The following is a 22,415-nucleotide window of genomic DNA, read 5'->3' as shown; positions in this document are numbered from 1 at the left end:
ACGGCCGACGAAGATGCAGGGTGGGAGGAGGGTCACACCCTCTTCGGCGGGGATTCGAGCAGATGCAGTATCGGCTTGAGCGCGGTGCGGATGCTGATGAAGCGGAACGCCTGGTCGCGGGCGAACGCGAAGAGCCGGGACCGGTCGAACATCAGTCGGGCCAGGGACCGCGAGTTGTCATGAGCGGCCTCGACTCGCGACCGCTGGCGGGCCTCGAAGCGTTCGAGCGCTGCGAATGCACCTGGCCCGGTCGTCAGGGAGGAGAATTCGTCGGCGAGCACTCCGGCCGATTCCATCGCCATTCCGGCCCCGATTCCGGCGGTGGGAAGGAACCCGGCGGCGGCATCGCCGAGCAGAACGGTGCGACCACGGCTCCAGCGCTGCGCTCGCGAATCCCGCAGCGGCCAGAAGAACGGTGCTTCGGCCTTTTCGACCGCGGTGAGGCAGGCGTCGATCCGCGGAGTCATCACCGTGAGTCGACTGCGGACCTCGGCGGCGAACCGCCGGGAGCCGAGCGGCTGCCGGGCGTCGGGACAGCCGAGAAAGACTCCGAGGGCGCCCTTGACCGGATAAATGCCGAGGAAGAATCCATCGCCCCATATCTCATCGACGGCGTCCTGATCGTCATCCGCCTCTGCCCAGCAGACCCATCCGCCCCATGTCGTGTCCACAGCGGACTCTGACGAGGGCTTATCAGAACCGTCAGCGGAAGTCTTGCCGGAGCCGGACATGGCGGTCGCGGCAGGCCCACCTGTCACGAGCCTGCGGGTTCGGGAATTCATTCCGTCTGCGATGACGACGGCATCGAATTCGAGCACTTCTTCCTGGCCACGGCTCTGTTCCTGCTCTCCAAAGCGCTGTCGGCCGACGCTCGCCTGGGCCAGTGTTACGGTGCCGCCGTCGTCGGACAGACCGGTCACTGTGGTGCCGAAGGCGATCGGGCAGTCGCTGCCGGTGAGCACGTCGAGCAGCGCTGAGCGGGAGATCCCGCGATAGTCGCCGAAGTCGGCCAGAAGATCACCGAGGTGGTCCTGTCGGAGGACTTTCCCGGTGTGTGCATGGGCGATATAGCGATCGATGCCGACGCTGGCTTCGAGGTAGGCTTCCCGGCACTCGAGTTCTTCGATGATGGGATCGACCATGGGCATGAGGGCGAGCATATATCCGGCACGATTGTCACCGATCATCCGACCGGAATCGGCCGACCGATCGATGAGGGTCGGGTGCATCCCGCGACCCCGGAGCAGCTGCGCCAGGGTGATCCCGGCGATTCCGGCTCCGACGATGAGAATGCGCGGCTCGTCCGAGTCCACGTGCTTCAGCTGCTCGTTGACCGTTGCCGCGATGATCATGCGTGGTCTCCTTCGTCGGGCCGAGGCTCACACAGCGTCGGTCCGCAACTCCCCGTCAGCGGCCGGTGCCTGAGGCAGCCCGCGGACGAGCTCGGGACCCAAATCAGAGATGCTCCGGGCACCCATGAGTCCCATGGCGGTGAGGATTTCCTGTCCGATGAGCTCGATTGCCCGCTCGACGCCTCGCTGGCCTCCGGCCATGAGCCCGTACAGGTACGCCCGGCCGATGAGCACGAAGTCGGCTCCGGCGCACAGCGCGGCGACGACATCGGTGCCGGACATGATCCCGGAATCGAAGATCAGCTCCATCTCCGGTCCGACCTCCGCACGGACTTCGGCCAGTGAGGTCAGCGAGTCCGGAGCCCGATCAAGCTGCCGGCCGCCGTGATTGGAGACGACGAGTCCATCGGCTCCGATCGACTGAGCGCGGCGGGCATCCTCGGCGGTGAGAATTCCCTTGACGAACAGGCGTCCGTTCCACTGTTCGCGGATCCACCGCAGGTCATCGAGGTCGAGGGTCGGGTCGAACATCGTCTTCGTCATCTCCGCGAGGGACTGGGAGGTGTTCGACAGCGACGCGTATTTCGGCGGTTCGGTGGTGAGGAAGTTGAACCACCAGCCGGGTCGATAGGAGGCGTCGAGGATGGTTCCCAGCGTCAGTCGGGGCGGGATCGTCAGACCGTTGCGGTGATCGCGCAGACGCTGACCGGTGATCGGAGTGTCGACGGTGACCAGCAGGGTCTCGTAACCGCTGGCGGCGGCCCGCTGGATCAGATCGAGGCTGCGCTGCCGATCCTTCCACAGGTAGAGCTGGAACCACCGGGTGGAATCCGGCGCCGCCTGCGCGACGTCTTCGACCGAGGTCGTGCCCATCGTCGACAGTGAGAACGGGATTCCGGCCTTCGTCGCCGCACGCACTCCGGCGACCTCGCCTTCGGTGTGCATCATGCGGGTGTAACCGGTCGGGGCGATGCCGAAGGGCAGCCGGGTTCGGGCACCGGCGATTGTCGTCGACGTATCCGGCGCATCGACTCCGTGGAGGATGCGCGGAAGGAGCTCAACGTTGCCGAGCGCCTCACGGTTCTTCGCCAAGGTCCGCTCGTCCAGAGCGGCACCGTCGACATAGTCGAACGGCGCGGTCGGCGTCACGCGCTTGGCGATGCGGCGGAGGTCCCAGATGTCTGCGGCCGACTCCAATCTGGCTGCGACCCGGTCGAGTCGGGGCAGGTCGAACTGCAGCAAGGGGGCGAGTTCTCTCAGATCGGGCAGTCGGCGCTTCATCTCTCTCCTCGTTCTCGGTTGAGGTAGGCGAGCACTGCCGCGACACGGCGGCTCGTGGTCTCCCCTGCCTGGAGGCCGAGTTTATCGAAGATGGAGCTGATCGCCTTTTCGACGGAACTGACCGAGACGAAGAGCCGTTCGCCGATTCCCCGGTTCGACAGTCCTTCGGCCATCGCCTCGAGCACTTCGCTCTCACGTGGAGTCAGCGTCGACAACGTATTCTGCCTTTCCGAGGTGGTGAGCAGCTGCCGGACGACGTCGGGGTCGATGACCGTTCCTCCCTCTGCGATCCGCTGTACGGACTCGAGGAACCGGTCGATGTCGGTCACCCGGTTCTTCAGGAGGTAGCCGACGCCCACCGATTCGGTGCTCAGCAGCTCCGTCGCATACTCCCGCAGCACATACTGGCTGAGGACGAGGACTCCGATATCCGGGAAGCGACGTTTGATCGCCAACGCCGCTTCGAGTCCTTCGGTGGTGTGAGTCGGAGGCATCCGCACATCGACGATCGCCAGGGTCGGGCGCAGCTCGGCGACCGCCCGCAGCAGCTCCCCTCCGTCTCCGACGGACGCGACGACGCTGATCCCTTCGTCTTCGAGCAGACTGCGGACGCCTTCTCGCAGCAACACCGCGTCATCGGCGAGGACGACGCGCATCCGGTTCTCTGTCTGGACCTCTGTCGTGTTCACTTCTGTCTCTTCTCCTTCGTCGTGCTGCCGTCCTGTGCGTCGGTCCCGAACGGGATCCGAGTTCGAACTGTGGTGCCTGCGCCCTCAAGGGAGTCGACCTCAAGATTCCCGTCGAGCGCTCCGACCCGCCGTGTGAGCCCTTGGAGCCCTCCCCCGCGCGGATCGGCTCCACCGACACCGTCATCGGAGACGGTCACGGTCAACGCGGTCCGGGGCTCGGCGACGATGCTCACCGTGATCGCGGACGCCTCGGCGTGTTTGACGACATTCGTGACGGCTTCACGGACGACGAAGTAGGCGGCAGATTCCACTGCGGGCGGAAATCTGCCTTCCGGCACGGTCACGAGGGTCAGCGGAATAGGACTGCGACCGGCGATCCTCTCGAGCACGGTTCGAAGACCATGGTCGTCCAGCGCAGTGGGATAGACCCGCCAGGCGACTTCCCGCATCTCGTCGATGAGGTCCTGGGACTGGACCAGCGCATCGTCGAGCAGCGCTTGGGACTTCGCCGGGTCAGAGGCACGCCTGGCTCGGGCGATGAGCACGGACAGGGAGACGACATTCTGCTGCACGCCGTCGTGCAGGTCCCGTTCGATCCGGCGTCGTTCCTCGTCGATGGCGAGCACGACTCCACGGCGGGTCGTCAGCAGCTCGCTGATGCGGGTGTACACGGCGAAGGGACGCTCCACCTCGACGAAATGAGCGTCGATGCGACCATGCGCCCAGCTTGCCGCCTCGGCCAGAGCGACGGCGCCGATGAGGTTCGCCGCCCCGTAGAGGACACCGACGAAGAGCGTGGGTTGCGAGATCGACCACATGTCGAACCCGATGTTGACCGCTCCCCCGATGAAGAATCCTTGGAAGAGCGATCCGAGAGTCACGACGAAGAATCCGCCGAGGAGGTTCGCGGTGGGAATGATGGCGAGTGCTGCGACCAGGCCGTTGCCGAGCAGGAACCGACGTTTGGTCGGCTCGTCGGCAAGGACGAGTCCGAACCCGCGAGAATGCCGAGCGAGTTCCCAGCTCCGCACCTTCGCGGCCATGCGTGAGGTGGGCGGAAGCACGGAGGCCATGAGCAGCGGCAGACACAGCAGACCGCCCCACGCGACGGCGAGTACGGACCGCGCCCACCGCGCGGTGAACATCCGTACTTCGGGAGGAAGGCGGGTGGACAGCGCGCTCGGCCAGGGCATGATTCGATCGTAGCAACGCCTGACGCCGCCTCCCAGAGGTTCGGCCGCAGTCTAGGATTCCGGTTTTCCGCAATGGCGGTTGTTGTTCGACCGCACTGACTGTGCGCCCGACCGCGTACCGGCCCTGCCGTCTTGTGCCTAGCGTGGATGAGTATGGATCTCGCACTCGAGCTGCTCACTGCCACCCTCACATCTCCATGGGTGTACCTGCTCATAGCCGTGGCCGCGGCACTGGACTCGCTCATGCCGATTGTGCCGTCGGAGACTCTACTCATCACCGCTGCGACCTTCGCCGCGACGGGGCACCCTCACCCGGCAGGACTCATCCTCGCCGCTGCCGGAGGGGCTCTCCTCGGGGATCTGGCGGCTCACCTCGTCGGCCGATTCGCTGCGACCGGGGTCGGCCGATGGCGACGGTGGGCTCGCATCGCGAACCTGCTCGACTCCGCCCACACGGTCTTCTCTCGCCGAGGCGGGACCGTGCTCATCGCCGGCCGATTCGTTCCCGGGGGCCGCAGCCTGGCCACCATCGGCTCCGGTCTGCTCGGGTTCCCGATCCGCACTTTCCTCCTCTGGGACGGGATCGGCAGTCTCGCTTGGGCGCTCTATTCGACGGTGATCGGACTCATCGGGGGAATGATCTTCGAGGACCGGCCGCTGCTCGGAGTCGCCGTGGGCATCGGCATCGCCCTGGCCATCACCGGCAGCGCCGAACTCATCCGCCGATTATGCCGGCGCCGCAGAGGACACACTCGGCACCGATTCACCGAATTCCAAGACCGAGATGTCACGATGGCAGGGATGTCTCAAACATATGTGTGGTACGTCAGCTACGGATCGAATATGGCTCGCGATCGGCTCGCCTGCTATCTGCAGGGCGGGCGACCGCCCGGGGCGATGGTCACCTATCCAGGTGCCAGGGACGCAACACTGCCCCGCGCAGAAGCCGGGATCGAACTGCCCGGAACGATCTATTTCGCCGGCGAGTCCAAGGTGTGGGGCGGCGGCATGGCCTTCTACGATCATTTCCTCCCCGGACCGACCCCCGCCAAGGCCTACCTCATCACTGCCGAACAGTTCGCCGATGTGGCGGCACAGGAGATGCACCGACCGCCCGAACCGGACAGTCCGCTGGAACGCCTCGTCTTCGATCTGGCAGCCGGCAGCTCCCACTCTCTGGGTCCGGGCGGGTACGAGACGCTGCTCGTCCTCGATGATGTCGACGGTGTCCCGATGGTCACGTTCACCGCCGCGCATCGTTCGTCAGACGTCGAACACGCTCAGCCGCAGGAGCCGTATCTGGCGATGCTGCGCACCGGCATTGCCGAAGTCAGAGCCGCTTCTGGGCTTCCCCTGCCCGCAGCTGCACAAGTGTGAGGTCGAGCAGCGGAGTCGCCACTCCCAGATCCTCCGCCTTGATCGACAGGTCGCCGAGGATGTGCTCCGTTTCGCTCGGCAGCCCTGCCGTCACATCCCGGTAGAGGGATGAGGTGAAGGCGGAACCGTCCTCGGTGAGCATCTTGATAGTCATGGCGTGGGAGGCTTCCGACACCGGGTGTCCTGCCGCAGCCGCCACGGCTTCGAGTTCATCGATGATGGCATACACGTGCGATCTGCCGCCGGCTTCCATGATCGCTCCGACCGGGGCGCGGAACAGGCAGGTGACGACTCCTGCCGCGGCGATGAAGATCCATTTCTCCCACAGCCCGTCGATGATTCCATCGACGGTCTGGAGTTTGAATCCGGGCACATCGAGCGCCTCGGAGATGCGTGTGGGCACTTCGGCGCCGTGGAGATCTCCGATGGTCATCACGGCCAGGTCGGTGAGCTGGACGACGGCTCCGTCCCTGATGGTGCCGACGATCTTGACGAACCCTCCGAGCACCTGTCCGGGGTATCTGCTCTGCAGCTTCTCGATCTGAGCCATGCCGTTGAGGAACGGAATGATCGTCGTCTGCTCGCCCACAGCCGGTCCGATATCGGCGATGACCGAGTCGAGTCCACCCGCTTTGACCGCGACGATGACGAGGTCGAAGGTTCGTGATGCGGCTGTGAGTTCCTCAGCGGTGATGACATCGACCTGATTCGTCCGATCATCACCGGGTGCAGTGAAGCGCAGTCCCTCCGCGCGGACCGTCTCCGCCCGTGCCTGCCGGAGCAGGAAAGTGACATCGCGTCCGGCCTCCTGCAGATAGGTGCCGAACGCTCCGCCGGTCGCCCCCGCCCCGGCGATGAGAATCGACAGGTCAGCGCCAGCACCGATTCCGTCGGATGCTCTGTCAGCTGCTTGGGTCATTCCAACTCCTCCTTGAGCTCCCGCGCGGCCGCAGCGGGATCCTCAGCCGAGGCTATCGCACGGACGACGACGGTACGCCTCGCGCCCGCCTGCCGGATCGCGTCCAGCCTCTCCCCGGGCGCGATACCGCCGATCGCGAACCACGGTTTGGCCGCCTCGGCGGCGGTTGCGGTCAGCAGCGCCGTCCCCACAGAGGCGCGGCCTGGCTTCGTCGGGGTCTCCCAGACCGGCCCGACACAGAAATAGTCGGTCTCCGGGTCCGCCTCGGCGGCGAGCGCCTGCTCGAGGGAATGGGTCGAGCGGCCGAGGATGACATCGGGTCCGAGCACAGCCCTGGCCTGAGCACTGGTGAGGTCGCCTTGACCGACGTGGAAGACGTCGGCGTCGGTCAGCAGCGCAACGTCGGCACGGTCATTGACTGAGAAGAGCTTGTCGTGACGGGTGGCGATATCTTTGAGGACCTCCAATGCCGCGATCTCGGCGCGGGCCTCGAGGCTCTTGTCCCTCAGTTGGATGATGTCGACACCTCCACGGTAGGCGGCGTCGAGGAACTCGGCGAGGTCGCCCTGACCGGTCCGGGCATCGGTGCACAGGTAGAGCTTCGCCTCTGCCAGTCGCGCCTCTCTCCAGGCTCTCTTCGTCTGCCGCGCTGCGGTGCGCGGTGGCATCTGTGTGGTCATGGTCATAGAGTAGAGGAGTTCGCGGGAGCCTCCCAACGAGGCTGAGAGGGCGTAAGAGCCGACCGTCAGACCTGATGCGGATCATGCCGCCGGAGGGAGAAGCTGTGAGAGTCATTGTCGTCGGCGCCGGGATCATCGGCCTGTCCACGGCCTGGTATCTGCGCCGCCTCGGTACCGAAGTCACCATCATCGATCCTGCGCCCGCTCAGGGTGCGAGCCATGCTGCCGCAGGGATGCTCGCTCCCGCCGCCGAGGTGGTCTGGGGGCAGACTCCCCTGTACCCGCTGATGCGAGCCTCCGCACAGATGTATCCTCGGTTCTCCGCCGAGGTGGCGAGCGCCGCTGGCAGCGATCTCGGTTTTTCGGATGCCGGAACATTGGTGTGCGCCGGTGACCGAGCTGATCTGCAGGCTCTGCGGGAGCTGCGCGATGCACAATCGCGGTCCGGTTTCGCCACCGAGCTCATCACCGGCAGTGCTGCCCGCCGGGTTGAGCCGTCGTTGTCGCCTGCCGTCGCCGGGGCAGTCCACATTCCAGGCGATCACTCGATCGACCCCCGTCGGCTCACTGCCGCATTGCTGACTGTCCTGTCCTCTCACTCAGGAGGCTTCATTCGCCAGCGGGCGGCCAGCCTGATCAAGGACGGCGATACGACTGTGGGAGTCGCACTGGGCGATGGCCGCCGGTTGGAGGCCGATCAGGTGATCATCTGCGCCGGCAGCGCTGTGTCCGCGATCGTCGGTGCCCCGCAGCTGCCTCTGCGTGAGGTCTGGGGTGATGTTCTGCGACTGCGCGCCTCCGCGAAGGCGACTCCGCTGCTGAGCCGCACCATCCGCGGGCTGGTCAATGGTCGCCCCGTCTACCTGGTTCCTCGCCCGGACGGCGAGATCGTGCTCGGTGCCAGTTCGCGTGAGGACGGACTCTCCGGCACTCCGGCCGGGGCGATTCACCGGCTGCTCGCCGACGGGCAGCGACTGGTCCCGGGCATCGTCGACGCGGAGATCACCGATATCACCACCCGTGCCCGGCCCGGTTCTCCGGACGACCTGCCGATGATCGGCCGCATCGATCCCGGCTGCATCGTGAACACCGGGTATTTCCGCCACGGCATCCTCTTGGCCCCGTTCGGCGGCAGGCTCGGTGCCGAGCTCGCCCTGGGCGTCGCCTCCGACTGGCCTCCTGACGGGACGCTCGAGTCCGTGTCCCCACACCGCTTCACCACAGACCACACCAGTGCCTACCCGATGAGGAGCATCTCATGACCGACCACGACCACTCACCGACCATCGTCCTCAACGGCGCTCGCCATGAGCTGCCGGGTGCCACCTCGGCGCTCGACCTCATCGCCGACGTCACCGGACGGGAGCTGAACCCCGATGGGACACCAGCCGACGGCGGCCGCCTGGGCATCGCCCTGGCCGTCGACGGTGAAGTCATCCGTCGCGGTGCCTGGTCCGATTGCACCCTGGCCGACGGGCACACCGTCGACATCGTCACCGCCGTGCAGGGAGGTTGAGATGACCTGGACGATCGATGATGTGGAGATGTCGTCTCGCCTCGTGATGGGCACGGGAGGGGCGAGTTCCCTGAGCATTCTCGAAGACGCACTCGTGGCTTCGGGAACCGAGCTGACCACTGTGGCGATGCGCCGTTTCGATGCCGAGTCCCGCGACTCAGTGTTCACAATGCTCCAGCGTCTGGGTATTCGGGTGCTGCCGAACACCGCCGGCTGCTATACGGCCCGAGACGCCGTGCTCACCGCCCGACTGGCCCGAGAGGCGCTGGAGACGAATTGGGTGAAGCTCGAGGTCATCGCCGATGAGGACACCCTGCTGCCGGATCCCATCGAGCTCTTCGCAGCAGCCGAGGAGCTCGTCCTCGATGGGTTCACGGTCTTCGCCTACACGAACGACGATCCGGCCCTGGCGAAGCGTCTGGAGGACGCTGGTGTAGCTGTGGTGATGCCGGCCGGTGCTCCGATCGGCAGTGGGCTGGGCGTCCTCAACCCTCACAACATCGAGACCATCGTCTCCCGTGCACAGGTGCCCGTCATCCTCGACGCCGGTGTCGGCACCGCCTCCGATGCCGCTCTGGCGATGGAGCTCGGGTGCACCGCGGTGCTGCTGGCCTCGGCGGTCACCCGCGCCCACGATGCTCACGCCATGGCCCGGGCGATGGCTTTGGCCGTCGAGGCCGGGCATCTGGCGGCCGGAGCCGGGAGGATTCCCAAACGACCGTTGGCATTGGCATCATCGCCGTTCGATGGAATGGTCGCAGCACAATGACCACCGTTGCCGCCACTCCTCCGTCGCTGCCTCCTCTCGTCGACCCCGTGGAGTCTCTGTCCCGGACGGAGCTGGAACGCTACTCCCGGCACCTGAGCCTGCCGGGATTCGGACTCGAGGGACAACGGCGTCTGCGGGCCGCCTCGGTGCTGGTCATCGGCGCCGGCGGGCTCGGGGCTCCAGTCCTCAACTATCTCGCGGCCGCAGGAGTCGGGTCGATCACGATCATCGACGATGACGTGGTGGAGGCCTCGAACCTGCAGCGCCAGATCATCCACCGGAATGCGGATGTGGGCCGACCGAAGGTCTCCTCTGCCGCCGATGCCGTGCACCGGCTCGATCCGAACTTCGAGGTTCGCACGATCGCGGAACGGCTGAGCCCGGAGAATGTGCTCGGTCTCTTCGCTGAACACGATGTCGTCGTTGACGGGGCGGACAACTTCGCCACTCGGTACTTATCCAATGATGCCGCCGAACTCACCGGCACCCCGTTGGTGTGGGGCACGATCTTCCGCTTCGCCGGTCAGGTGAGCACGTTCGTTCCCGGTCACGGGCCGATGCTGCGCGATCTGTTCCCGGATATCCCGGAACCCGATTCGGTGCCCAACTGCGCCGAGGGCGGAGTCCTCGGTGTGCTGTGCGGAACCGTGGGCTCGGCGATGGCAACCGAGGCGATCAAGCTCATCTGCGGCATCGGTGCCCCATTCATCGGTCGGCTGCTGCGCTATGAGGCGCTGACCGGGGAGTACTCGACCCTGCGGTTCTCCCTCGATCCCGACCGTCCCCCGGTCACCGACCTCACCGAGGTGGCTGCCGCCTGTGCTGTGGACCTCGACGGCGGCGGCGTGGCAGAGCCTGCGGCGGATGAGATCGACGTCGCCGAATTCCTGTCCGTCGAAGACGATGTGTTCGTCGTCGATGTGCGGGAGGACTGGGAACGTGAGCTGGCGGCCATCCCCGGCTCGATGCATCTGCCGCTCGGCGCCCTCCGAGACGGCGGGTGGCAGGCGCTTGAGTCGTTGGTCGGCGCCTCCGGCCGGTCGGAGACACCCGTCGATATCGTCATCCACTGCAAGTCCGGGGCCCGATCGGCCGAGGCAGTCCATTTTCTGTCCGGTTCGGTGCCGGCCGGAGTCCGTCTGCGCTCTCTTGCCGGGGGCATCGAGGCGTGGGAGGCCGCCGCTCGGGCCTCGGCAGACCAGAGGGACCAGCGACCGGCAGATTCGAGGACCTGGGTACCGGTTCGCTCAGGAGCCGGGCCGGTCGGCCAGTCGTGATCGCAGTCCCCGTTCGCCGGCTCTCATCACTGCCCCATGCATGAGTCCGGACAGCGGTCGCATCGCTCTGATGATCGTTCTGCTCGTCGTCACACACCACAGAGAATCGATTGTCGTCACCCCCTCGGAGGTCGTCAGAGTCCATCGGCCTTCGCCGCGCAGATCACCACTCGCCCGGAACCGGATGTGATGGGGTGCGTCGACCTCCTCGACTTCGATGGAGAACCGCAGAGACCACCCGACCGGTGCGTGGACCAGAAGGCGGGCTCGGCTGCCTGGGGTCACCGGCAGATCGGCGGCATCAACGTCAGCCTGTGCGGCCCCGACCCTTTCGGCTGCTGTCAGTCCCGGCCACCACCCAGGCCACTCGTCGACCTGTTCCAGAACCGCCCACACCGATTCGATTCCGGCGTAGGTGATCCAGCGGTCGTTGAAATGGAAGGGTGCGGACTCTCCGGGCTGTGGGGTCACATGATCGTGGCTCATGGTACGACGGTAGTGTGAAAGATGTGAGTGAGGACAACTTCGTCAGCAATCGACGGCCATCCCCTCTGGGCGGTCGCAAACCGACCAAGGACGATCTCGCGGCTTTCGCCACGGACGATCCGGATGCGATCGACGATATTCTGCCGAGCGATTCCACCGGGCTGAAGATGCTCATCGTCGGCATCAACCCGGGGCTGTGGACGGCAGCGGTGAATGCGCCGTTCGCACGTCCCGGCAACCGTTTCTGGCCATCTCTGCATCAGGCAGGTCTCACCGATCACCAAGTCGATGCCTCGTGTGGGCTGGAGTCTGCGGATGAACTGCAGCTGCTCAGTCGTGGAATCGGTCTGACCAACCTCGTGGGGCGAGCCACTGTCCGTGCCGACGAACTCTCCCGGCAGGAGCTGCGTGAAGGTGCGGCTCACCTCATCGAGCGTCTTGCCGATATCCGACCCCGGGCGGTCGCGATCGCCGGGATCACAGCGTTCCGCACCGGCTTTCAGGTGCCGAAAGCTCGGCTCGGTCGACAGGATACGACGCTGATCGACGGGTGGCCGGCTGATGTGGCGCTGCATGTGGTTCCGCAGCCGAGCGGCCTCAACGCCCACTATCAGATCCCAGACCTCGCGCGGATCTGGCGAGAGGTCTGGGACAGCGTCGACGGCTAGGACCGTTGGACAGATCCGGTGAAGCTACCCGGCCCCGGTGAAGTGCTGCCGACAGCGAGCGACATAGGTATCCAAGCCACCGATGTGGCTGGCGTCGATCTCAGTCGCGGCCAGAGTCGCCTCGGGTGGCTGAACTGTCCGTGCTGCGTCTGGTCCGTTCGGGCTCTCCGTCTGTTCCAAACGCTGGTGGAACACAGCGTCCTTCCCACAGACTGTGCACACCGCCGTGAGTCTCAGGACCTCCTCAGCGACGGCCATGAAGCTGGGCAGCGGTTCGAACGGCTGCCCGTCGAAGGTCACGCACAGTCCTTCGACGATGACGTCGAGTCCACGGCTGAGGAGGTCCTCGACGGCGGGGACGAGCTCCGGGCCGAAGAACTGCGCCTCATCGATGGCGATGAGGTCATAGTCCTTCTGTAGGGCCGCCCCTGCAAGGGACGCGACGTCTCCGAGCGGCACTGCGGGGATATTCACCCCGGTGTGCGAGGTGATCGTGGAGATGTCCGATCGGGTGTCGAGCGAGTGGGACACGACGAGGACATCGATTCCGGCAATCGTAGCCCGCCGGACCCTGCGCATAAGCTCTTCGGATTTTCCGGAGAACATAGGTCCGGCGATGACCGTGAGACGACCGGTGTCAGTCATCGACGCTGACTCTCTTGGAGTCGGTATCAACGGTGACTTCCACGTCTCCGCTGCCCTTCTCGAAATCGAACTGGTACTCCTGCTTGCCGTCGTCGAATTCGAGTTTCCAGCTCACGAGCTTTCCGTCGGCTTTCTTCTGGGCAAGTTTGAGAGCGTCGTCGAAGGCCATCGGATCGTTGAGGTCGATGGCCTTCTCTTTGTCATCGGTCGAGTCCTGCTCGTGTTCGGCGATCTTCCCGGTCTCCGCGTCGATCTCGACGTCATGGTCGGTGTTTCCGTCGAGGATGGACACCTCGTACTGCCAGGCCTCGTCTTTGTCGTCCCAGTCGAGCTCGATGCCATGAACGATTCCGTTCCCGACTTCCTCCTCGGCAGTCTTGATCGCGTCTTCGGCACTGATGGCCGGCGATTCTTTGCTCAGGTCGGCACCGGCGCTCAGGCCTTTCCCGGACGATTCCTCCGCCGGCCTGGTTTCATCGCCGTCATCGTTTTGGCCATCGTCGCTCTGATCCTCGCCTCCGGCAGGGCTGGCCTCGGCCGATTCGCTTGCCGCGGACGAGTCCTGCGCCTCATCGCCTCCGTTTCCGGAATCACTTCCGCCACACCCGGCCAGGCCGAGAGTGAGTGCTGCAAGTCCGGCCACTGTACTCATTGCCATGCGATTCGTCTTCATGGCTGCCACGCTAGCAAGCGAACACCTTTCACAAGTCGTTTCTGAGAACAATCTCATCTGAAGGGGTTCGAGACTGCTGGTCAGTCAAGGCAGAATTCGTTGCCTTCGGGATCGGCCATGACGATGAAGCCGTGTTCCAACGGCGGGTCCGGATCGACTCGGCGCAACCGAGTGCCTCCGAGTCCCGTGAGTCGGGTACATTCTGCTTCGAGTGCATCCATCCGCTCATCGCCGTCGAGTCCCGGAGCGGCACGGACGTCGAGGTGCACGCGGTTCTTCACCGTTTTGGGCTCGGGCACCGTTTGGAAGAAGACCCGAGGACCGACCTGTTCAGGGTCTTCGATGGCGGCACGCATGTTCTCGGGACCGAGTTCGATGCCGAGTCCGGCGATGAATTCCTTCCAAGCGACGAGGGGGTCGTCGTCAGCACCGAGTCGCACCCCCGGAGGTCCTGGAATGATGTAGCCGAGTGCTTCGGCCCAGAAGCGGGCGAGCCTTTCGGGGTCGTGGCAGTCGACGGTCACCTGGATTGTTCGGCTCATGGTCGGTGGCTCCCTATTGTCCGGTTCTGCCGTCGATGCATTCACGCAGCAGGTCAGCGTGACCACAGTGGCGGGCATATTCTTCGATGCGGTGGACTAAGAATTCCCGAACCGCGATGTCTTCTCGGCCCACGTGTGTGCCGAGGTCGTCGTGTCTGCTGACTTCAGCGTCGGTGGCGGCCTGCTCCTGTTCCAGTCGGGCGAAGGCATCGGTGAGGACGGTTTCCTCGGGGTGAGACGGAACATCACTGAGGTCGAATGCGTCATCCAAGCTCCCATAGATCGGGGGTTCGGGTTCGCCGTCGGTGATCCAATTCCTCCAGTCTCGCTCCACTTCGGTCATGTGACGGACCAACCCGAACAGCGACATCGTCGACGGTGGGACGGAGAGCTTCATCATCTGCTCAAGCGTGAGTCCCTGGCATTTCAGATCCAGGGTCAGCCGGTAGTCGCGCAGGTAGCTCAGCAGTGTGGCGAGTTCTCCGTCGGGACTGTGTCTGTCGGAGCTGCGGGGGTTGTCGTCGGGATCGACCCACATATCGGGGTAGACGGTGGCAATGCTCCAGCGCTGTGGTGAGGTGGACATGATGGTCATTCTGCTCCGGTGGACGGCTGAGCACCAGGGTCGAAGGCGCTTTGCCAGGGTTCAGACAGCCAAGCTGTCATCGAGTTCGAACAGGCTCGGCATCTCCTCTCGGATCATGATCCCGAAGGCGAGCGCACCTCCGAAGAGTCCCTCGATCGTGTCGACGGTCTGCAGCACCCGGTCCCGGGAGAACTCGGGCATGAGCTCTCCGTATTTGAGGTAGCCCTTGAGTGATCCGGTCGCGGCGGCCCTCACACCGAGTCGCCCGGTGATGAGCCAGATGATGCATTCGGTTTCGAACCGCGCCTGGACTCCCTCAGCCTTCGGCTCGACCGACGCCGCACCGAGGTCGCGCCCTGGCCTGCGGTGGTCGGAGAGGCTGAGCGCGAGTTCGCTGAGGAGATGGATGAGCATGACGGAGGGGCTGCGTGTGTGCGGAAGGTCGTCCGGCAGCAGGTTCTTCCGGTGCAGCGTATTGATGACTGCGTGCAGTCCATCCCAGGTGGGTGGGCTCGCCGCGGGCAGAGACCTGAGACCGTCGGTCGTGCGATCGGGCCTCTGCTTCGCACCGCGGGCCGCTTCGACGGCGGAGAGCTGCGGGGACCGACGAACAGCGGCGAGCAACTCATCCCATGACATCGGCAAGTGACGGTCGAGCAACTCGGCAACGTGGGAATCGAATGGTTTCGACTTCTGATCCATGTTCTCACGGTAGGCGCAGCCCCTGACACGAGATTCGGCGCCGGTCGGAGTCCGTGCCCGGGCGGCGGCGGTAGGCTCGCTGTGAAACAGATTCAGCGGGAAAGGAGAGAGTGTTGACCGAGCACAATCCGGATCTTCATCTGCGGATCGGGCGGGAGGAACTCGTCGTCCGGCAGCGCTACCAGGTGATCAGCATCGCCAATGATGTGCTCATCGGCCTGTGGTTCCTCATCGGCAGCTTCATGTTCTTCTCCGAATCACTGACCTATTCGGGAACCTGGCTGTTCGTCATCGGCAGTGTCGAGATGCTCATTCGCCCGGTCATCCGCCTCATCAGGCATCTGCACCTGCAGAGGCTGCGCAGCCCCGCAGCCGCCGGAGACGATTCCTTCGACTACTGACCGCTGTCATCCGCTCTCAAATATCCGCCCGCCATTCCATCATGACCGGGCTCGCCCGTCGATAAGCCGCAGTCTGCGGTGCGCGAACTCGTTCGCCCAGCGCTGGTCGTGTGTTGTTGCCAGGACAGCGCCTCCACTGTTGAGGAACGACTCGATAATCGCGTTCAGTCGGGTCATTGCCGCGAGGTCGCGCCCGATCGTCGGTTCGTCAAGCAGCAGCACCGTGGTCTCGGTCATCAGAGCCGAGGCGATGACGATGTCTTTGCGCCTGGCCACATCGAGGTCGAAGGGATGGTCGTCGGCGACCTCGGTCAGGTCCGCCTCGGCGAGGACGCTGTCTGCGGCTGCCAGGCGATGGTCGCGCACTCGCTTTCGGTCTCGCCGTCGATGCGGCGGCAGCGGAGCGGCGTGAAGCAGTTCGCGTGCCACTGTGGCTGCGGAGAGCTGCAGTCCTGCATCCTGTCCCACCCATCCGAGGTGAGCACTGCGCGCGTGGGCGGGCAGGGTGTCCAATCGGATCATCTCGCCGAGGCGGCTGACTGTGATCGTGCCCGTCACGGACGCCGACCGGTCGAGCAGGCCGAGGAGGGCCCGCAGAAGCGTGGACTTGCCGGCCCCGTTGGCACCGGTGACTGAGGTGAGTTCGCCGGGCCGCAGATCGAGGTCGAGGCCGTCGAGGATTCGGCTGCTCCCCCGATCCACGGTGAGGTCGCGAACGGTGAGCAGCGGATCTGCCTGTGACCTCAGCATCGTCGAGAGAGTCGCATCATCGTTCGGGCGGCTGTCCCAGATTCCGACGGATCGAACCGTGGGAGTCGCCGTCTGCAGCCGACCGGCGTCAAGGAAGCGGACCTCTTCGCAGATCCGGGTCAGTTCGTCAGTCTGATGACCGGTGATGAGCACAGCCCCTCCCCGATCACAGAATTCCTGCAGCACTGTCACCAGGCGCACACGCATCTGCGGATCCAAGGACTGTGCTGGTTGGTCGAGAACGAGCAGGTCGGGCCCGGGTGCGAGGATCCGTGCCACCGCGACCAGTTGCCTCTGCCCTCCGGAGAGCGTGTCCAGCCGTCGGTTCCATAGGTCTCCGATGCCGAGGAGCTCGAGCAGGTTCCGGGCTCGGCGGTGGGCATCGGCCGGATCATGCCCGTACAGTCGACACGCCAGCTGGGACTCGTCACCGACGTGGCTGGTCATTCCGCTCAGTTGCGCTTCCGGGTCATCGCCGAGCAGCGCCACGGTTCCGTTCCGGTCGATGGTGCCGGTCAGGGCTCCCCGAGAGACGAGCTGTCCGGCGAACAGGCGGCAGAGAGTCGACGTTCCCGATCCGAGCGGTCCGAGCACTGCGGTCATGGTGCCGCTGACAACGTCGAAAGTGATTCCGCTCAGCGCGGCAGTGTCCTCTCCACGATAGGTGAACCACGCGTCCGTGATCGAAACGGTCATCTCAGGCACCGCCGATCAGCTGCGCGGCGCCCGGCAGCGGGAGGGATCCCGTCACCGAGGCGACGATGAGTGCGATGCTCACGAGCGGAGTCAGGATCCGCAGGAGGCTCTGCCCTGTCCCGTCCGTGTGGTCCTGGAGCGCAGTCGCGGTCGCGTTCGAATTGAGTCCGCTGGATTCGAGCACGTCGTGACGTTGGTCGACGGTCAGCAGGATCGCGGTGACGAGTCCTGTGACGATTCCCGGCAGCAGTCGGATGCGCACCCGCCAGGAGTCGGTGGCCCAGCCGCGGGCCTGTCTGGCTTCGATGATGTGTCGGGTGCGTGCGCCGATCATTGGGATGAGACCGATGGCAGAGGCGCACATATAGGCGACTGCCGAGGGCAGACGAAGTCGACGCAGACCGTCGAAGAGGCGAGCGGAGTCGGCACCCAGACCGAACATCGCGCACAGCCCGATCAGGGCGCTCACCCGCAGCCAGATCTGAACGGCGATGCTCAGTCCTTCGACGCTGAGGCGAGCGGGTCCGACCTGCCAGAGCACATGCACATCGGTTCCGGGGTAGAACAGCCCCTGCACGACGATCAGCACAAGCAGAGTCGGCAGGCACAGGAGACCTACTGTCATCGCCCATTCCCGCAGTCGCACGGCGGGTGAGACTGTCACGGTCACGACCGTGCCGGTCAGGATGATGACCGGCACGATCGGAGAGGGGATTCCGAAGACGAGCAGCAGGCTGCAGGCAAGGATGATCAATTCCGTGGCAGGGTGCAGACGACGCTTCGGGCGGTGAGCCTCAGCCGAGTCAACGGCGGCGTGCATGTCGGAAGAGGCGTGACTCATTCCGCCGGCTGTGCCGATTCGGCCTGTTTGGTCAGATCGGGGCCGTCGGACTTCTTCGCCCGGGGGCGACTATGAGCGGCGAACTCGTAGCGACCGACGATGCGTTTGGGCAGCGACTGGATGACGACATAGGCGAGGGCGAAGATGAGCGCCTTGTCGACGATGTCGGAGACCATGCTCTGAGCGAAGGTGGCATTGAACATCTCGAGGCCCGTCGCTTGGAGGATCGCGACGACTCCCCCGGTGCCGGCCCCCAGCCCGCCGCCGAAGACATAAGCGGCGACGGGTGCTCCGATGGCGCCGGCGGGAACACCGGCGACGGCGCCGACGATGATCGCGGTCCAGGGTGTGCGGAAGACTCCGAGCCTTGCTGCCCAGCCGGCGGCGGCGCCGATGAAGGCGGCCCCGGAGCTGAAGGCGATGACGCTGGGGCTCAGGGTCACGCCCCAGATGAGGTTCGAGATGATTCCCGTGAAGGCACCTGCTGCGGGGCCTGCCAGGACGCCGATGAGCACGGTTCCGATGGAGTCGAGGTAGAGGGGCACAGGCGTGTAGTTGCCGATGATCTGCCCGATGACGACGTTGAGGGCGATGGCGACCGGGATGAGCGCGAGAACGCTGCGGGGAATGAGCGGGAGAGTGCCTGCGGCGAGCAGAACTCCTCCGCCGAGATAGCCGAGCATGACCCACAGAGTGGTGTATCCGAGGTCAACGCCGAGGTTGGCAGGTTGGGTGAGGAGTACGGCGACGTAGGTGCCGATGACGATGAGGGTGCCGAGCAGTGTGAGGATGAGGGGAAGAGTGCGGTTGCGGTTTTGTCCGGGACCGACCGTGGTGGTCGGCCCCTGCCCAGACTGTCTGGAGTGTGCGGTCATGCGGGTGGTCCTTTCATCAGGGTGGTGCTGAGGTGGTCGAGGAAGGCAGGAGCGTCGATGGCGCGGATGATCTCTGCGTTCACGGGGCGGCCCCACCGCCCCAGCCAGTCGGCGACGGTTTCGCCTCGTGTGAGTGTACCCGTGAGTTCGACATCGACAGGTGCCCACAGCGTCGACGCCCATGGCAGGTCCCCCGCACTTCCCCTCACGGGCACCGGGGCGGACGGCTCCCGGGAGTCGGAGTCCGATCCCTCGAGCTCTGTTCCGGTCGACGTTGTGGTGTCTTGCCGAGCCCAGGACAGAGCGCAGGCGAGGACGAACGGGTCGTGGATGTGGGCGAGGTAGCCGAGCCCGTCGGTTTCGTGGAATTCGAAGTAGAACCGAAGCGCCTCGGCCAGTTGTGCGAGTACTGATTGCCAGCGGTCATCGGCACCACCGGCAGAGGATCCGTCGAGGATGGTGGCGAGACGCTCGGGTGTCATCTCAACGGCTTCGGTCGCTTCGATCGGGGCGATGACCGGAAGGTGGGCCAGCCTCTCCTCCTGTCTGGTGCGGTCGAAAGCGGCAAGCACCTGGGCGGTGGACTCAGGGTCGAAGGTGACATTCCATTCCGTCGTCGGGTGGGTGTTGCCCCGGTAGTTGAACGCTCCTCCCATGATGAAGAGACGTTTGAACAGACTCGGGAGTTCCGGGTCGATTTCGAGGGCCAGGGCAAGATTCGTGGCTGGACCGATGACGACACCGAGGAGCTGTCCGGGATGGGCGTGGGCAGCATCGACCCAGGCCTGAGCCGCCGTCACCGAACTCACCGGCGTGCTCGGGGCCGGCAGCCGCGCATATCCCCGCCCGGACTCCCCATGGGTGAGGTCGGCATATTCCAGGGCTTCGCCCGTTGCCGTCTCCGCTGCCTGCGGATCCATCTGCAGGACCCGCCATGCCAGCGGAAGGCTGTGGCCGGCGTGGACGGGAATGTCGCTGCGTCCGGCCAGCGACAGCCATCCGCGGGTGTTCTCGACGACTTGTGCGGTGGCGACGTTGCCTCCGGATGCGGCGATGCCGACAACGTCGACGTCGTCTTGGCAGCACAGGTAGGCCAGTGCAATAGCATCGTCGATCCCGGGGTCGCAGTCGAGGAAGAGCGGCAGAGCGGCAGGCATGGTTCTATTCTGCCGGATCCGGCTGTGTCACCACCTTCGGATGCGGGCCCAGTTTCCGCAGGCTTGGGTTGATCCCCGTCTCACCAGTCGGCAGCAGAGGTAGAGCTTCGCCGAGGGAGGTTCGTCGATTCCGAACCTTTCTCTCATGTCGATGGCTTCCTCGCTGCCGAAGGGAGTGCCGATGACTTCACCGAACGGCATGCTGGTGATCCACGGTTTGGCGGCGAAGGTGAAGGCGTTGAGGAACATTTCACAGTCACAGCAGCAGGCACCCATGCTGCTCAGCCGCGCGAGCAGAGCCGTGGCGCGTGGAGCCGTACGGTCGCGGAAGCCTTCCGCGAACCTGTGGGTGCCGTTGCAGCCGAATTCGCCGAGTTGTCGGAACACGTAGCAGGCCAGGCATTCGCCGGGGCGCGGAGCGAAGACACGGGCGGTCTCCTCGTCGATGATCGTTCTGACGTCGTTGTCAATGGTGTTCTTGTCCATGACCACACAGTTCCAGACGGCACTGACATGACATGAGGAGAATTAATATCATTCATCGATTTCCGTCCTATTTATGCAGGTCTCAACTGGAGAAGACTTTTCACCTTAGAATCGTGCCCATGAGCATTCTCGTCATCGGTGAGGCCCTCATCGACATCGTCAGCACGCCCGGGAGTCCAGACCGATATGCACCGGGTGGAGCTCCAGCCAATGTCGCTCTCGGGCTGGGCCGCCTCGGCGACGATGTCGAGTTCCTCACCGATGTCGGCGATGATTTCCACGGTGGGTTCCTTCTCGCTCATCTTCAGGAGTCTCAGGTCGCCGTGCTCGCTTCACCACGTGGCGCCACGTCGACAGCGCTGGCTCGCCTCGCCGATGACGGCTCGGCCGAGTACGAGTTCCACCTGCGGTGGGATCCTGACTCTTCCCTGCTCAAGGACGCGTCTCGCTCTGTTGTGCATGTCGGTTCGATTGCGGCATTCCTTTCGCCCGGCTCCGCAGCCATCGATGATGTCCTCGCCTCTGCGACCGGCGCTTCCGGTACGCATCTTCGTCCGCTCATCTCCTTCGACCCGAATATCCGACCGTCGATCATCGGCTCCCGCGAGGATGTGCTGCCGCGATTCGAGGAGTTGGCTCGTCGAGTCGACGTTCTCAAACTCAGCGACGTCGATGCGAACTGGCTCTATCCCGATCTCGACGAGTCCGCACAGGTCGACCGTCTTCTCAGCCTCGGGGCGAATCTGGTCGCCATGACTCGCGGTGGTGAGGGTGCGATCGTGGCGACGGCCTCGGCGCGGGCATCGGTGACCTCAAGGAAGGTGGAAGTCAAAGACACGATCGGGGCCGGGGATACGTTCATGGTCTCGCTCATCCACGACCTGAATGCACAGGAGAACGCTGTGTCCGATCTCAGCACGGCAGAACTCACAGCCCTAGGAGATCGTGCATCGGCGCTTGCGGCGATCACGGTCAGCCGTGAGGGTGCGGATCTGCCGTGGGCCGCGGACCTCACGAACTGAGGAATTCGCCGAGCTGTCGCAGGCAGATGTCATGGCCGTTGCGGTGTCCGTCGATCATTCCCTGACCGACGAAGGACACGACCTGGTCGACGAGCTCGACCCGGGTGCCTGTCGGGATGGCGGTCAGGGTCCAGGTGATGATGGCCGTCGAGAGGATCTCATCGTCTTTGGTGAGAGTCTCTGTTGTGACGATGTGACGTCCCGGCTCAAGTGAGCAGTACTGCCCGGTGGAGACGAACTCGAGTTCTCCCGATGACCCACAGCGGGCACGGATCGCACCGCCCGGACGGAATTCGTCGATGTCGCACACCATCTCCTCTCCCTCGGGGACTCCCCACTGCACGCGCTGATCCGTATCGGCGAAGGCGTTCCACACCTTCGAGGCCGGATGCTCGAAGTCAGCGCTAAGGCTGATCGTCGCGGTCACCGGCGCCCTCTGGTCGGATGCCGCCTCACTCACCGAAGAACACCACCTGGTTTCCGTCCGGATCGGTGACCGGCAGGATGCGCTGTCCGCCTCCTGGGGATGGTTCGTCGTGGTCGATTCCGGCCGCTCGCAGATGCTCGGTCATCTTGTCGAGGTCGTCCACGTCGAGAACCACGTTGGAGCGTCCGGCTCGCTGCGGGTCCTCCCAGATCTGGATTCCGATCCTCTCGTCGAAGAGCCATTGGGCCAGCCCCGCCATCGGCTTGTCATCCGGCTGTCTTTCGAAGAGTCGGGAATACCATTCGGTCGCTCCCTTCTCGCTGGTGACAACGATATTGGCCATGAGTCCGGTGATCATGATCGCTCCTTCGGGATCAGTCTTGAGATTGAGTGATTGCATTCTGC

27 protein-coding genes and 1 riboswitch are annotated in these 22,415 nt (G+C 64.8%); of the genes, 8 read left to right on the top strand and 19 right to left on the bottom strand.

Going from position 1 to position 22,415, the window contains the following annotated elements:
• Positions 1-32: 32 nt before the first annotated feature.
• The 4 genes from KTJ89_RS01455 to KTJ89_RS01440 are packed head-to-tail and all read right to left on the bottom strand — an operon-like array spanning position 33 to position 4,515.
• Positions 33-1,352: an FAD-dependent oxidoreductase gene (locus tag KTJ89_RS01455; protein ID WP_259356682.1), complete on the bottom strand. Its 1,320-nt coding sequence runs from the start codon at positions 1,350-1,352 to the stop codon at positions 33-35.
• Positions 1,353-1,379: 27 nt separating this feature from the next.
• Positions 1,380-2,633 (bottom strand): alpha-hydroxy acid oxidase, encoded by a 1,254-nt coding sequence (locus KTJ89_RS01450; protein WP_259356681.1) that lies wholly within the window; start codon positions 2,631-2,633, stop codon positions 1,380-1,382.
• Positions 2,630-3,289, bottom strand: coding sequence for a response regulator transcription factor (locus KTJ89_RS01445; RefSeq protein ID WP_139467405.1), 660 nt, complete (start codon positions 3,287-3,289; stop codon positions 2,630-2,632). The genes KTJ89_RS01450 and KTJ89_RS01445 overlap by 4 nt, the downstream gene beginning before the upstream one ends.
• A 29-nt stretch (positions 3,290-3,318) precedes the next feature.
• Positions 3,319-4,515, bottom strand: coding sequence for a sensor histidine kinase (locus KTJ89_RS01440; RefSeq protein WP_259356680.1), 1,197 nt, complete (start codon positions 4,513-4,515; stop codon positions 3,319-3,321).
• Positions 4,516-4,668: 153 nt separating this feature from the next.
• On the opposite strand from KTJ89_RS01440, the gene KTJ89_RS01435 reads away from it, so the two are divergent.
• Positions 4,669-5,892, top strand: a complete 1,224-nt coding sequence (locus tag KTJ89_RS01435; protein WP_259356679.1) for a DedA family protein — start codon at positions 4,669-4,671, stop codon at positions 5,890-5,892.
• Here KTJ89_RS01435 and KTJ89_RS01430 read toward each other — a convergent pair.
• Entirely contained in the window at positions 5,846-6,811 is a 966-nt protein-coding gene (locus KTJ89_RS01430) for a ketopantoate reductase family protein (RefSeq protein ID WP_139907532.1), read from the bottom strand. The two genes, KTJ89_RS01435 and KTJ89_RS01430, sit on opposite strands and share 47 nt — an antisense overlap.
• Complete coding sequence (gene thiE / locus KTJ89_RS01425; protein ID WP_259356678.1) at positions 6,808-7,491, bottom strand: thiamine phosphate synthase; 684 nt, start codon at positions 7,489-7,491, stop codon at positions 6,808-6,810. The genes KTJ89_RS01430 and thiE overlap by 4 nt, the downstream gene beginning before the upstream one ends.
• 11 nt (positions 7,492-7,502) lie before the next feature.
• Positions 7,503-7,606: riboswitch (TPP riboswitch) on the top strand.
• Here thiE and thiO point away from each other — a divergent pair.
• The 4 genes from thiO to moeB all read left to right on the top strand — a co-directional run bounded on the left by thiO (position 7,596) and on the right by moeB (position 11,053).
• Positions 7,596-8,753 carry a glycine oxidase ThiO gene (gene thiO / locus KTJ89_RS01420; protein WP_259356677.1) on the top strand — a complete coding sequence of 386 codons (1,158 nt, stop codon included), beginning with the start codon at positions 7,596-7,598 and terminating at the stop codon, positions 8,751-8,753. It overlaps the preceding riboswitch by 11 nt.
• Positions 8,750-9,007, top strand: coding sequence for a sulfur carrier protein ThiS (gene thiS / locus KTJ89_RS01415; RefSeq protein ID WP_259356676.1), 258 nt, complete (start codon positions 8,750-8,752; stop codon positions 9,005-9,007). Before thiO ends, thiS begins: the two co-directional genes overlap by 4 nt.
• Position 9,008: 1 nt before the next feature.
• Positions 9,009-9,776: a thiazole synthase gene (locus KTJ89_RS01410; protein WP_259356675.1), complete on the top strand. Its 768-nt coding sequence runs from the start codon at positions 9,009-9,011 to the stop codon at positions 9,774-9,776.
• Positions 9,773-11,053, top strand: coding sequence for a molybdopterin-synthase adenylyltransferase MoeB (gene moeB, locus KTJ89_RS01405; protein WP_259356674.1), 1,281 nt, complete (start codon positions 9,773-9,775; stop codon positions 11,051-11,053). The genes KTJ89_RS01410 and moeB overlap by 4 nt, the downstream gene beginning before the upstream one ends.
• Here moeB and KTJ89_RS01400 read toward each other — a convergent pair.
• Positions 11,024-11,539: an SRPBCC family protein gene (locus KTJ89_RS01400; protein ID WP_259356673.1), complete on the bottom strand. Its 516-nt coding sequence runs from the start codon at positions 11,537-11,539 to the stop codon at positions 11,024-11,026. The two genes, moeB and KTJ89_RS01400, sit on opposite strands and share 30 nt — an antisense overlap.
• Before the next feature lie 23 nt (positions 11,540-11,562).
• On the opposite strand from KTJ89_RS01400, the gene KTJ89_RS01395 reads away from it, so the two are divergent.
• Entirely contained in the window at positions 11,563-12,207 is a 645-nt protein-coding gene (locus KTJ89_RS01395; RefSeq protein WP_259356672.1) for a mismatch-specific DNA-glycosylase, read from the top strand.
• 24 nt (positions 12,208-12,231) lie between these two features.
• Here KTJ89_RS01395 and KTJ89_RS01390 read toward each other — a convergent pair whose 3' ends face one another.
• The 5 genes from KTJ89_RS01390 to KTJ89_RS01370 all read right to left on the bottom strand — a co-directional run bounded on the left by KTJ89_RS01390 (position 12,232) and on the right by KTJ89_RS01370 (position 15,355).
• Complete coding sequence (locus KTJ89_RS01390; protein WP_139466868.1) at positions 12,232-12,852, bottom strand: thymidine kinase; 621 nt, start codon at positions 12,850-12,852, stop codon at positions 12,232-12,234.
• Positions 12,845-13,510, bottom strand: a complete 666-nt coding sequence (locus KTJ89_RS01385; protein WP_229663896.1) for a PepSY domain-containing protein — start codon at positions 13,508-13,510, stop codon at positions 12,845-12,847. Before KTJ89_RS01385 ends, KTJ89_RS01390 begins: the two co-directional genes overlap by 8 nt.
• Before the next feature lie 95 nt (positions 13,511-13,605).
• Entirely contained in the window at positions 13,606-14,067 is a 462-nt protein-coding gene (locus tag KTJ89_RS01380; protein ID WP_139466867.1) for a VOC family protein, read from the bottom strand.
• A 13-nt stretch (positions 14,068-14,080) separates the two neighbouring features.
• Positions 14,081-14,653, bottom strand: a complete 573-nt coding sequence (locus KTJ89_RS01375; RefSeq protein ID WP_259356671.1) for a DinB family protein — start codon at positions 14,651-14,653, stop codon at positions 14,081-14,083.
• Between the two features lie 60 nt (positions 14,654-14,713).
• On the bottom strand, positions 14,714-15,355 hold the full coding sequence (locus KTJ89_RS01370; protein ID WP_139466865.1) for a hypothetical protein: 642 nt from the start codon (positions 15,353-15,355) through the stop codon (positions 14,714-14,716).
• Between the two features lie 113 nt (positions 15,356-15,468).
• Here KTJ89_RS01370 and KTJ89_RS01365 point away from each other — a divergent pair, with 113 nt between their 5' ends.
• Complete coding sequence (locus KTJ89_RS01365; RefSeq protein WP_139466864.1) at positions 15,469-15,756, top strand: YrhK family protein; 288 nt, start codon at positions 15,469-15,471, stop codon at positions 15,754-15,756.
• 39 nt (positions 15,757-15,795) lie between these two features.
• Here the strand turns inward: KTJ89_RS01365 and KTJ89_RS01360 are convergent, their stop codons facing one another.
• Genes KTJ89_RS01360 through KTJ89_RS01340 form a run of 5 tightly spaced genes read right to left on the bottom strand, consistent with a single transcriptional unit; the run spans position 15,796 to position 20,561 of the window.
• The gene (locus KTJ89_RS01360; protein WP_139907527.1) at positions 15,796-17,202 is read right to left on the bottom strand and encodes an ATP-binding cassette domain-containing protein; all 1,407 of its coding nucleotides are present in this window, start codon (positions 17,200-17,202) and stop codon (positions 15,796-15,798) included.
• Between the two features lies 1 nt (position 17,203).
• Complete coding sequence (locus KTJ89_RS01355; protein ID WP_259356670.1) at positions 17,204-18,022, bottom strand: energy-coupling factor transporter transmembrane component T family protein; 819 nt, start codon at positions 18,020-18,022, stop codon at positions 17,204-17,206.
• 17 nt (positions 18,023-18,039) lie between these two features.
• Complete coding sequence (locus KTJ89_RS01350; protein ID WP_139466861.1) at positions 18,040-18,918, bottom strand: histidine kinase; 879 nt, start codon at positions 18,916-18,918, stop codon at positions 18,040-18,042.
• Entirely contained in the window at positions 18,915-20,075 is a 1,161-nt protein-coding gene (locus tag KTJ89_RS01345; protein WP_259356669.1) for a nucleoside hydrolase, read from the bottom strand. The genes KTJ89_RS01350 and KTJ89_RS01345 overlap by 4 nt, the downstream gene beginning before the upstream one ends.
• Positions 20,076-20,102: 27 nt before the next feature.
• On the bottom strand, positions 20,103-20,561 hold the full coding sequence (locus KTJ89_RS01340; protein ID WP_259356668.1) for a DUF2695 domain-containing protein: 459 nt from the start codon (positions 20,559-20,561) through the stop codon (positions 20,103-20,105).
• A gap of 119 nt (positions 20,562-20,680) precedes the next feature.
• On the opposite strand from KTJ89_RS01340, the gene KTJ89_RS01335 reads away from it, so the two are divergent.
• Positions 20,681-21,583, top strand: coding sequence for a carbohydrate kinase family protein (locus KTJ89_RS01335; protein ID WP_259356667.1), 903 nt, complete (start codon positions 20,681-20,683; stop codon positions 21,581-21,583).
• Here the strand turns inward: KTJ89_RS01335 and KTJ89_RS01330 are convergent.
• Entirely contained in the window at positions 21,573-22,043 is a 471-nt protein-coding gene (locus tag KTJ89_RS01330; protein WP_259356666.1) for an SRPBCC domain-containing protein, read from the bottom strand. The two genes, KTJ89_RS01335 and KTJ89_RS01330, sit on opposite strands and share 11 nt — an antisense overlap.
• Positions 22,036-22,368, bottom strand: a complete 333-nt coding sequence (locus tag KTJ89_RS01325; protein WP_259356665.1) for a VOC family protein — start codon at positions 22,366-22,368, stop codon at positions 22,036-22,038. Before KTJ89_RS01325 ends, KTJ89_RS01330 begins: the two co-directional genes overlap by 8 nt.
• Between the last annotated feature and the right edge of the window lie 47 nt (positions 22,369-22,415).

Source organism: Brevibacterium sediminis (assembly GCF_024895295.1).
GTDB lineage: Bacteria > Actinomycetota > Actinomycetes > Actinomycetales > Brevibacteriaceae > Brevibacterium > Brevibacterium sediminis.
This window is presented reverse-complemented; position numbering and strand designations above follow the sequence as displayed.